Annotated in this window: 7 protein-coding genes; 2 read left to right on the forward strand and 5 right to left on the reverse strand. The window is 44.2% G+C overall.

The genetic code is table 11. The features are described from left to right. Positions 1-81: 81 nt before the first annotated feature. From tamL to B0I27_RS00390, 3 genes are all read right to left on the reverse strand, one after another. Positions 82-2,439, reverse strand: a complete 2,358-nt coding sequence (gene tamL / locus B0I27_RS00380) for a translocation and assembly module lipoprotein TamL (protein WP_245925381.1) — start codon at positions 2,437-2,439, stop codon at positions 82-84. Continuing rightward, complete coding sequence (locus B0I27_RS00385) at positions 2,351-7,408, reverse strand: translocation/assembly module TamB domain-containing protein (protein ID WP_181276637.1); 5,058 nt, start codon at positions 7,406-7,408, stop codon at positions 2,351-2,353. Before B0I27_RS00385 ends, tamL begins: the two co-directional genes overlap by 89 nt. Before the next feature lie 293 nt (positions 7,409-7,701). Further along, on the reverse strand, positions 7,702-8,685 hold the full coding sequence (locus B0I27_RS00390; RefSeq protein ID WP_245925382.1) for a type I phosphomannose isomerase catalytic subunit: 984 nt from the start codon (positions 8,683-8,685) through the stop codon (positions 7,702-7,704). A 124-nt stretch (positions 8,686-8,809) separates the two neighbouring features. Between B0I27_RS00390 and B0I27_RS00395 the strand changes: the two genes are divergently transcribed. Then, on the forward strand, positions 8,810-10,078 hold the full coding sequence (locus tag B0I27_RS00395; protein ID WP_106290281.1) for a DEAD/DEAH box helicase: 1,269 nt from the start codon (positions 8,810-8,812) through the stop codon (positions 10,076-10,078). A gap of 85 nt (positions 10,079-10,163) precedes the next feature. Here the strand turns inward: B0I27_RS00395 and B0I27_RS17420 are convergent, their stop codons facing one another. Continuing rightward, positions 10,164-10,307 carry a hypothetical protein gene (locus B0I27_RS17420; protein WP_181276638.1) on the reverse strand — a complete coding sequence of 48 codons (144 nt, stop codon included), beginning with the start codon at positions 10,305-10,307 and terminating at the stop codon, positions 10,164-10,166. Between the two features lie 271 nt (positions 10,308-10,578). Between B0I27_RS17420 and B0I27_RS00400 the strand changes: the two genes are divergently transcribed. After that, positions 10,579-10,806, forward strand: coding sequence for a hypothetical protein (locus B0I27_RS00400; RefSeq protein WP_106290283.1), 228 nt, complete (start codon positions 10,579-10,581; stop codon positions 10,804-10,806). Between the two features lie 12 nt (positions 10,807-10,818). On the opposite strand, the gene B0I27_RS00405 is transcribed toward B0I27_RS00400, so the two are convergent. Continuing rightward, entirely contained in the window at positions 10,819-11,709 is an 891-nt protein-coding gene (locus B0I27_RS00405) for a magnesium transporter CorA family protein (RefSeq protein WP_106290285.1), read from the reverse strand. Positions 11,710-11,810 lie beyond the last annotated feature (101 nt).

Raw genomic sequence — 11,810 nt, forward strand, 5'->3', positions numbered from 1 at the left:
TGTTCTACAAAAGTTTGGCAATTTAAGTAAATCCAAGAAGCTATCGTTCACATATATTGTCAAACTGCGTTTTTATCCTGACTAGAATGGATATCCAATGGCGAGGTTAAACACCAGATTGTCCTTTCTCCATGCCTTATTGCCGAAGTCAATACTGTCGAAAACCCAGCGTTCGCCCTCAGGCAACCAAGGTTTGCGTAGGGGGAAGGCGAGATCGAGACGAAGAACGAGAATGGAAGCGTCGACACGCACACCCGCACCGGTACCTACAGCCAGCTCTTTCATGAAATCTTTGGAGAATTTAGCCCCCGGACGTTGAGGGTCGTTGTTGAGCAGCCAGACGTTACCAGCATCAAGAAATAATGCACCTCTTACAATACTAAATAGCTTCGGTCTGAATTCAGTGTTAAACTCAAACTTGATGTCTCCAGACTGGTCAGCCGAAAGATCATCTGATTCCAGCGTTGGATCTAGATGCGATCCCGGACCCAGGGAGCGTGCTCTGAATGCCCTCACGCTATTAGCACCCCCGATGAAGAACTGTTTAATAAAAGGCAGTGATCTCGAATTTCCATAAGCGTACCCATATCCAAGGATCAGGCGGCTGGCCCACTGCGAGTTTAACCCTATTTTATAGTAGTGTCTGAAATCTATTTCACCCTTCACGTACTGAGAATAAGGAGTGTCGAATATTTTCTTCTCCTCGGGTTCTTTAGCTCCCTGGATCAGCCCGAGTATATTGGCAGACATATCCAGATTCCCGTTAAAGTAGAAGGTGTTTTTCTTGTTCTGACGATGAGTATTGGTGAAATTGAAGTTATAGTTTGGACCGATGATGAACTGGTTGGCTATTGCATTCCGATAGGTAGAGTTTGTTCTGGCCAGCGAATCATACTCCGCGGATACATTGGAAGCATGTACATAAGTTAAACCAAAAACGTTAAGCTGATGCTCTTTCTCAATACTCTCCTTCCAGGTATAACCGAATGAAGTGCGGAAAGAGTTCAGTTTGTAGTTGTTCTGGCGTTCCAGCCTGTCAAAACCTAAGGTGATTTTCGTCCGCGGAATAAAGGCACTGGAAGTGTTTAGTTGGAATGGCGTTATAAAGCGTGGGATACTCAGGTTGGCTTCGGCACCATACCTGAAGATGTTACCGCCGCTATTGTTACCCGAATACTGAACGTCTGTTCCGATGTAAGCAGAAACAGTGAGAAGCTCTGCTCCCCGGAATGCATTTCTGTTCCTCCAGCTTAAGGTAAACTCAGAGCCAGTGAAGTTCGCCGAGTTAGTTTTTCCTGTAATCTCTGCCCGGATAGCCTTCTTGGGCATAGGCGTCAGGTAGTAATAAGCATCCAAAGCCGCATCTGTAGTATCTGAATCCTGAAATTGATTCTTAACGAACTTGAACGTACCCAGGCTGGTTAGTCTGCTCAGAGATAAGTTGTGGTCCGTACGATTGTAAATATCGCCTTTGTTGAAGAACATTGTGCGCTCAAATACCTGAGGTTTGAACATTTTTGTTCGGTCAATAACATAAAAATCCTTGTACAGAACGGCTTCAGGAGTGCGACCCCTCATGGTGTCTCTTAACTTGAAATTCGGATAAATGTAGATGTTGTTTATCGTGTAGGCATCCCTGGCCTTATCCGATGTCTCATCTTTCACATTCATATAAAGATCCACTTTGTGGCGCTCGGATGTGCTGTCAACCTGAACAATTAAGTTTTCCGGACTAAAGTAATAAAAGCCTTCTTCCTTAAGGCGAGAGTCGATCCGCTCACGCTCAGCCTTAATAATATCGAGGTCATAGCTGTCGCCCTTCTTCAGGAAACTGTTCTCTGCGGTCGCGTTTACAGCCTTTCCAAGAACAGAACTATCTGTTGTGAAGTTGACGCTCCTGATCAGGTACCGGGGGCCGGCGAGTGCGTTGTAAGTCAGCGAGGCCTTCTTACCGCTGATCGTTGTATCAGACGATGTTGTAGCCAGGAAGAATCCTTTGTTCTCTAATCTGTTCGATACGAGATCCCGGTTATAATCCACCTTGACGCTGCTGAATAGTACGGGAGGTTCTCCCCATTTCTTGATCCACTTAAGGGGACCCTTCTTCGCATTTTTGGTTATATTATAAATCCATAATTTAGGTCTCAAACCTAATATAGAAGAGTTTGGTTTCGGACGCAGTACGCTGGTAAGATCGGGTTCAAGTACCTTTTTTTCTTTCTTTTTGAGGTCCTTATCCTTTATCTCTACTTTTCCACCTGTATATAAGTAATCCCCCTCTGGAACATGTTTAGTAACATTACATGCAGCAAGTGCCATGCAACTTATCAGAAAATAATATATATGCTGTTTAGTCATTCTCTTTAGTTGTTTCTTTAGCGGATTTCTGAGCACGCTTGCGTCTGCGTTCTTCTCGTTTTTCTTCCCTTGTTTTAGCACCAAAAATCTGTTTGAACTTGTTGTAATCCATGGTAATCACAAAGCCTACTCCGGTTTCAATCACCTGACCCTGAAGTGCCACCTGATACTGGTTTTTCTGGTATGCCCGAAGCAAATACCGCCCGTTTTTGCTGAGTTGATACTCTGCCTGAATATCGCCCGCTATGTTCGTTGTTTTCCGGTTCTGCTGACGTGGACCTTCCAGTTCAAAATTACTACCCACCGTCACCTTCAGCCTGTCGTTGAGCAAACGCTTAGACAAACCAACATTAAGATCAGTTCGGTTGGCCATCTCACCGGTAGTGTAATCCTCGGTTGATTGAAGATCAAACTCCAGTTCAACCCCCGCTATCATATCACCTGCCAGATTATTGAGCTGGTCTGATAGCATACGGCTTACACTTTGGCGCGCCGCAGATTCGAGGCCACCACCACCTGCACTACTTGCAAACGGATTTTCCGAAACAAACCTGTTTAACAACAATACAGCAAAAACTTGCTTGTTTAACTCCGATGGTTCATTGCGAAGTTGCGTTAGGCGTGCATTAACCTGATCTATTACGTCTGAAGAAACGTTGTAATTATCTTCAGGCAGAATAATGTCGAAAGATATTTGTGGCTTCATTAATTCGCCTTTCAGCATCAAATTGACGTTGAAGGGGAGTTTTTGCTTATAAGTATTGAGCACTGTCTGAGGTTCTCCTCCTATTTGTTGCTCAACCAGGTCTAGAGGAGCGGTTTCCGCAACGTAGACTGCAGTAACATCTGCATCAGCCATTAGAGGTTCACCATTCCAGGTTAGTGTACTTCCTTTCTTGATCTCAAACCGCCTTTTCAGGAAGCTCAAGCTCAAGTCGTATGAACCCTCTTCCACCGTCAGGTTACCGGTTAGATTGACTTTTCCACTAGGGTCAATTCCACCTGTAAGCTGTGCAGCTCCTTTCATTCTCAGCATATCGCCGTTCGCCGGATCGACGAGCACATTTAGTTGCGCCTCTTTGTCCAGTTCAATGTTTATCGAGACATCCATGCCGGTAATGGTGGATGTATTGAGCGTGTCTGCAGGATCCTTAAATACCTTCGCCAATTCAGGATTGTCTTTATCCACGAATTCTACAATACCTTCGCGGTCTTCGATTCCGGGATCGGTGGCCGGAAGAACCAGCGTGAAATCCGTTTCCGGATTAATCTTCAGCGAGCCGTCCACTGCGGGTGCATTCATCGTCCCCTTGATACCCAATCTGGTATCGATGAATAACTTTCCATAGAACAAGTCATTGTCTAGAGCTGTAGAGTTGATTACCTTAAAGTTGTCAGCATCCAGACGGAGGTCAAAAGCAAAGTCGGTATATGTCTTCGTTTTGATCATTCCCGCTAATGCCATCGTATTATCGGCTGAATCAATCAGGGCAAAATTATTGAAGCTGATGCCCTCAGCCGTAAAACCTATCCGTGCGTTATCCTTAATTCTAAAGTCTGAATTGAGCATCGCCACATTAAAGCCTACATCGTTAAAGTTGATATCCCCCCTGATCGCCGGCGCAGTAGTAGTGCCTGTAATATCCAGTTTTCCTTTCAAGGCACCCTTCGCTTCTCTCACACTACCCATCGTAAATCCTTCAATGCTCTTCATGTTCAGATTAGCAATATCGAGGTCCAGATCAAAGCTGCTGTTGTTGGTGTAGTAATAGCCACTCAAATCAACCTGATTGCCCTTACCTGTAATCGCTACGTTTGCAGCAAAAGAGTTGGCCTGTTCATTATTTACTTTTAAAGCGATGTTACCCACAGTGTCTCCTCGGAAGCTGAAGTCGCTGATATTGATATCCGATGTAAAGACCGGACTGGTATCAAAGTTTCGCACAGTGGCGTTTCCGTTGATCGTACCCCCGGCCAGGAGTGAGTCCTGTTTTGCGATGTTGGTGAGGGTTTCAATTTGGAAGTTTTTAAAGTCAACCAGGAGAGGATTGTTTAAACCCGCAGGACTGGTGTTTATACTCAACTGTTGGTTGTTGTTTGACAAAATAAAGTTAGTAGCCTGTACTCCCTTGCCACCAAACTGGATATTATTATCGTCACTTACCGTCCATGGCTTTTTATTAAGAACCAGGCCGTCCGGATTTAGGCTAAACTGAAATGCGTCCTGCAAAGCCTCTAGTGCACCGGCTATACGGTAGTCCGTATCTCCCTTCTGATCCTGGGTTTTGATTTCAGTAGTTATGATGTTATTGCTTACGTCACCACCTACGCTTGCTTTCAAGAGCTGAAATGAGCCGGTATTGATCTTATCGAGCGTAACCAGATAGTTGATAGCGCTATCTGCGGTATTCACCTTCATCTGGAAATTGTTTAGATCGTTGGTCCCATACAGGATACGCGGAATCGACCCATTAACATTCAGTCGGCGGGCCTCGCTATCAAAGTCGCCTTGCAATACTACCGTCGCCAGTTCTTTCAAATCAGGTGCGAACTGCTGAATGATTGGCCCGTTGGAAATCTTCGCATTGAAACTAAGTCGCTGAGGATCGTATTTCGCCCGCTTTGCCACAGCGCCTGTGGAGTAGTATCTGCCAATAAGATCTTGCATAGCCGTTCCAAGCTGCGTAAGCTTATACTTGCCTTTGATATCTGCAGACATGATTTCAGACCGAAGCCGGAGCGTATTACTGTCAGCACTGGCAGTAGACACGATGCTTAGCGTATCCATCTGAATACGCTCGCCATTCCGCGCAAACAGCGCTTCAGTCAAAAGAATACTTCCATTGAGGTAATCAGGGTCTGCGGTAGGCAGATCCGCAGAAAGCTTACCGTGGAAGCGCATATCATCCTTCATCAAACGAAGCTTTTGCAGGTTGGCGCTATCCAGATCAAGATCAAGCTTTATAGCCGGATAGGTCTTTGACATATTTGCCGCGGCAGATAGATTAAACCGAAGATTGGGGTCATCCATTCCGGCTTTAGCCTGGATATTACCGCGACTCGCACTGCCGTCGATGTCCAGATTACGATAGGTATATCCATTGAATTCAGCCTTAATCAGCTTGGCAACAGCTTTTGCACGCATCGTTTTCGGATTAAGACCATTTCCCGCAACGTTCGCTGCGAGGGTTATCCGGCCCAGACTGTCGTTGCTGATCATACGACCCACATCGAAATTAAAGATGCGCACATTGGCCTTGTAAGACTCATTTCCCTTCACTGCGGCGTTATACGTTGCTATTGCCTTGGCACTACCGAAACTGGAGAATAAATCGAGATCCGTGCTGAAGTTGGTGATTCCACCCTTGAATTTTCCTTTAAGCTTAATGTTCTCAGGTATCCGGATATTGGCTGGAATGGTTCCGCGGGGAACAAGCGCAAGAATGTCCGCCCGCCGCGTAGTGAAGTCGTCAACCTGGATATCCAGCCAGGCCTTGTCCATATTCGGAAGACCTCTTGTTTTGGCAGAAGCTTTAATGTTTGTACCTCCCAGTCCGGATATGGTCAGATTCTGAATTTCCAGATTCTTCACTTTGCCTTTCACTTTTCCATTGATATTCACTACCGCATTCTGGTAGCCTTTTAGAGGCACAGTATTGGCGAGATCAGGCGCGAGCAAAAGAATGTCTTTAATGCCTATACGAGTTTTTTCCAGGTTGGCTTCAATGCCTAGCTCGCCCAGATTGCTGGAGATACTCGCAATAGAAGGATAGGTTACGCGTATATTATTGCTGATAGTGGTGGAGGGGGTTTGAACCAGCAGATCCTTCAGATACGCCTCTTTGCTACCGTAAAAGAACTCCGTCTCGAACTTTCTCAGATTAAACCCGCTCTTGTCGCTAAACGAACCGGAGTTTACTTTACCTGATATCGTGTCTATGGAGTAAGCCAAATCAGCTACATTCAGGTTCAAGTCCTTAATGTCAAGATGCGCAAAGTCCATTCCTCGTCTTTGCACCGGCATATTGAAGTTGTCGAAGCGGATATTGTTATTTTCCAGAATCAAATCCCCGGCACTGAATTTCCAGTTGTTAACCGTTGCTTCTGCTGCCTTCTCTGTCTCCTCGACTACCACCTTTGCCTGTGGGCTTTTTCCAAGCTGGAAAAGAATGTTGGAGTTGCTCAGGTCAATCTTATCCAGCACGATATTTTGGTTTCTCAGATCAATCTTGTCTGACTCTACCGCCAGCGCACCCAGATTAACGTCAGCCTTCATAGCCGAAATGTCATTCTGGTAATAAACCTTGATTTGCGAAAGATCCAGGGTCCCAAGCTCCAGGTCCAGGTTCATTGGCTCACTCGCTTCGGCTTCGTGTACAGCTGCCGGCTTGCTTTCCACCGCGGGCTTACTTTGTACCATCCGGGCATTCACGGATGAAAGCTTAATCTTCGGAATACTGAATTTCATTTTATCCAGGTCAAATTCCTTTACCCGGGTATCAAAATGACCTATAGAGAAGCGAATATCATTAGCTGAAGGAGCGTCCTGATAACTGATGTTGATTCTGTCAAGGTTAATCTTGTCCAGCGAAAACTTCATCGTAGAAGTAGTGTCGACAGGCTCCGGTTCTTTCTTCTGTTCGCTGACAAACGCTTTGATGATGTAATCAAAATTAAAAACACTATCCGGCCCACGCTGTATATTCGCAGTGATGCCACGCAGATCAATTTCATTGATCTCCAATTGGTTATCCAGTAGTTTTAGCAGGCTGATGTCCACCTTTAACGTATCTCCGGCAAGCAACGTGTCCTTCTTTTGATCTTCAAAATAAATGTCTTCCAGGACGATAAGCTTGGGTAAATTAAGGCTTATTTTGCTGATTTCTACCTTCGTGCCGATCTTGCCTTCCAGATAGTTCACCGCCTTGTTCTTGGCGTAATTCTGCACCGAAGGCACTCTGATGAGTACAAATACCAGTAAGATCAGGAAGATTAATATCCCAATTATCCAAAGAAAGATTTTTAAAGTCAGGGTACCGATTCTTCTCAAGTGTTCAAAATTTAGTTCAGTATTATAATTTTAAAACCAGCTAAATGTTTGAATTTTTACAAAGAATAATATTGGAGTTGTTTTACAGGTTACTCCATAGGCTGGTTCACCTGGCGGTGTGGTGGTAAGCAGTGTCAGTGCATACGGGCTCTTCACATGATTTCCCGGGAAAATCTGAAATTAATAGGCCTGGATTGCAGCGGAATCAGAGCATATGAATCAGGCTTTAGTGCGGCGGTTAGTAACGAATATTGGAAGATTGATCAACGTCAATCTTCCAGTGGAAAATAGGACTAGCCCTCAATATAAGATTCCAGTATCCGGAACCCTTCAGTGGTATGAAGCGTTACATTCTCTATCGTAGCCGGGATGAGTATGGAATCACCCATCTTAACATCGAGTTTTTGCTCGCCGTACTCCAGCATGTATGCTCCCTCAACACATACATGAATCACAAAAGAATCGAATGAATAATCGCGGCTTACCGTTTCAGTATAATCGAGGATGTTCGTAGTAAAGTAAGGACAGGTCACAACTTCAACAGGCTCATTCTGTTTTTTCTCGTAGCGTGATTTATACTCATCATGAAACGTATAGTCGATGGCCGCAAGCGCCTCCTCCGTATGTAGTTCTCTCTTGTTTCCCTGATCATCCACACGATCGAAGTCGTAGATGCGGTAGGTAACGTCCGATGTCTGTTGTATTTCTGCTATAAGCAGTCCCTTACCTATAGTATGCACCCTTCCTGCAGGCAAGAAAAATACGTCACCAGCTTTCGCTTCCTCTTTGTTCAATATTTCCGTAAGCTTGCCGCTGTTAAATTTTTCCAGGTAAATGTCCTGGTTAAGCGGTTGATTGAATCCGGTGATGAGACTGGAACCCTCATCGGCCTGAATGATATACCACATCTCTGTTTTTCCAAAGGAATCATGTCTCTCCCTGGCAAGCTTATCATCCGGATGAACCTGAATAGACAGGTCGTCGTTTGCGTCAATAAATTTAATTAATAAAGGGAATTCGTTCCCGAAGCGCTTGTAAACCTGCTCGCCAACCAGTTCTGCCTGATGTTTTTCCAGTAGTGCAACGAGCGACTGACCTGCCAGCTCCCCATTTGCTACTACAGATACATCACTCTTTACGCCGGAGATTTCCCAGGTCTCACCGCAATTAGGGAGCGGCGCAAAATCTTTTTTCAGTATGTCGCGGATTTTCTCGCCACCCCAGATCTTGTCTTTGTATATAGTCCTGAATTTGAATGGATATAAAGTTGCCATCATGTATTGAAACGTTTAGTGCCGCAAGTATACTTAAAAATCATTATTCAAAATTACTCATTTTCAAGACCTTGCCTGGTTTAGCAATAAATAGCGTATCTTTGCGCCAAATAAAAAAATCAACAATTTGTTATTCAAAGAATTAAATCTCATTGAGCCCCTTCTTAAAGCTCTGAGTGCCGAAGGATATACACATCCAACCCCCATACAAGAGAAAGCCATTCCAGTAGTACTACAGAAGAAAGACCTTTTAGGTTGTGCTCAGACAGGTACAGGCAAAACTGCCGCTTTCGCATTACCTATGCTCCAACTGCTGCAGGAAAAACAAGCACCAAAAAATACGCGCCGTAATATCCGTGCGCTAATTTTAACACCAACACGCGAATTAGCTATTCAAATCAGAGAAAGCTTCGAAGCCTACGGTAAGTTTACCGGTATAAGACAAACCGTTATTTTCGGAGGCGTATCGCAGGGTAAGCAGGTAGAGGACTTGAACAAAGGCGTAGACGTGCTCATCGCTACTCCTGGTCGTTTGCTCGACCTTGTTTCTCAACGCATCGTTAATCTGCAGCATATCGAACTGTTCGTCCTTGACGAAGCAGACCGTATGCTGGATATGGGTTTTGTCAATGACGTTAAGAAAATTATCGCTAAGATACCCGTGAAGAGACAGACACTGTTTTTCTCGGCTACGATGCCACCTGAGATATCTCAGCTTGCCAACACGATCTTAACAAATCCTACCAGAGTTGAAGTAACTCCGATTTCATCAACTGCAGAGAAGATTACGCAAGCTATCTATTCAGTAGAAAAGAAAAATAAGCCCAATCTGCTCATCCACTTACTACAGGATAAGAGCATTGAAAACGTGCTCGTATTTACTAAGACTAAGCACGGAGCAGATAAGCTGGTCAAAATTCTGGCGAAAGCGAATATAGTAGCTGAAGCTATTCATGGTAACAAGTCTCAAAATGCCCGTCAGCGTGCGTTAACTAACTTCAAGTCGGGTGAATTGCGTGTTCTGGTTGCAACAGATATCGCTGCCCGTGGTATTGACGTAGATGAGCTGAAGAATGTGATAAACTTTGAGTTGCCAAATATCCCTGAAACGTATGTTCACCGGATAGGACGTACCGGAAGGGCAGGAGCGAGTGGCACAGCATGGTCATTCTGTGATGAGGAGGAGCGTCCGTTTTTGAACGACATTCTGAAGCTTACACAGCAGGAGATCCCGTTGGTAGAAGATCACCCGTATCCTTTATATTTCAATAAGCTGGCTGTACCTTCATCGGTAAAGAAGACTAAAGCCAAGGAAAGTTTTCGATCTTCTACAAGGAAAAAAAGCTTCAGACCAAAAGAGAAGCCACAATCTTTTCACCGTAAAACAGCATCGTAGCTAAAAAATAAAAAGTGTTATAAAACAAAAGGGAATCCATTAGGGTTCCCTTGTTGCTTTTCGTAGGTAGATGAGAGCAAATATATTAAGCTGCTTGCTTGATGGTGTGTGTTTGCTTGTTGATCTTATTCTTGTAATTCTTGAGATCTGCCTTTAAAATCTCCATTAACTGCATATCGAAACCTTGTGTCAATTTATCGATGTTGGTTGTAGCTGTTACCTTTTTCATGATGTCAAGTTTTATGTTATGATGTCAAGTTTAATGTTTGATACTAGACCTTATGCCAAGAACATGCCAAAGTCATTTTGATATCATGAAAGTGTCTGTAATGTGCTCATTGTTAAACAATAAAAAATATTTATTGTCTCCAAAATCGGCCTTTCGCGGAGACATCCCTGTCGGATATTCTAATTTTCTAATCACTGTTGTCTTTATTAGACAACCGTTTATTCTCCTAAAACATTAATACTGAAAAGAGGTTCTCTAACAAAAAGACACTATGGAACAGTTTGATATGCAGTTAATGCTGAAAGACGGTGCATTTGCCGACTATCAGGTAAAGACAGAGAAGAATTCTAAGCGTTACGAGGTGTACAGCGGCGAGTCGCTGGTTGCCTCTTTTGAAGATGACAGCCAGGGCTCCTTCACGCTCAGCGACAATCCCGGAAATATCGACGAAGATCTGCAAAGCAGAATGATCGAACAATTAAAGGGGTTTTCGGCCTAGGCCGAAAACCTTCTAGAGCCATCTTTTTTTCCTGAACCAGAAATAGACGGCCACCGTAATGATCAACATCAATAAGAGTACCCCCGGATACCCCCAGGGGTGCTCCAATTCGGGCATAAACTTAAAGTTCATCCCGTAAATACCCACGATGAAGGTCAGCGGCATGAAGAAAACCGAAAATATAGTCAATACACGCATCGTTTCGTTGGTCCTTTGGGAGGCCGTCGAGAAGTAAGTGTTAAGAAGCTGATTGATGTTATCGTTCAGGCTGTCGTAAATAGTACTCAGCTTAACATACAGGTCCCGCGTATCTCGGGTATTCACATTTCCCTGATGGTCATCGATATTTTCAATGATGTCCCTCGACAACATCAGCATACGCTTTAATAAGTCAATCTTCCTCCTCAGATAGTACAGCCCCTTTAAAATTGGCATATTCCGCTTGCTCAAAAACACCTGCTCTTCGTAATAGTCTACTGATTGAGCCAGCTTATTTGACGGCTCATCATACGTCGTCAGACAGGCCCTTACAACTGCATTCAGCAACTGATGTGTATTCTTTAGCAGAGTGCCCTTTTTTATTACAGGTTCCAGAAAGGGCTGCGGATAGCGATGAATGGTAATAAAGAAAGATGCCGAGTAAAATATGGCGACCTTGTTCGTGAGTTCCTGAACCGTGTCCGCTTCCAATAAATCATAATCAGTGTACACTCTGAATATGATGAATGCGTAATCGTCCAGCGATTCGTATTTCGGCAGGTGTCCTGGTTGCAAACAATCATGCACCAGGGCAGCATGTAGCCCGTAAGAACTGGCGATCTCCTGAAGCTCCCCATCATCTGGAGCATTAATGTCAATCCAGTCATATCCGTGTTCCTCTTTATTACAAATTTGTCTGATCATGATCTTCTGTAAACGTTCTCCGGTGCGTATAGTTCTTGGTTATCCTGGTTTTCAATAATAGGGTCATATCTCGAATTGTCCCTTGCCCTTTTTCGAAAGCC

The organism is Arcticibacter pallidicorallinus (genome assembly GCF_003002875.1).
GTDB classification, from domain to species: domain Bacteria; phylum Bacteroidota; class Bacteroidia; order Sphingobacteriales; family Sphingobacteriaceae; genus Arcticibacter; species Arcticibacter pallidicorallinus.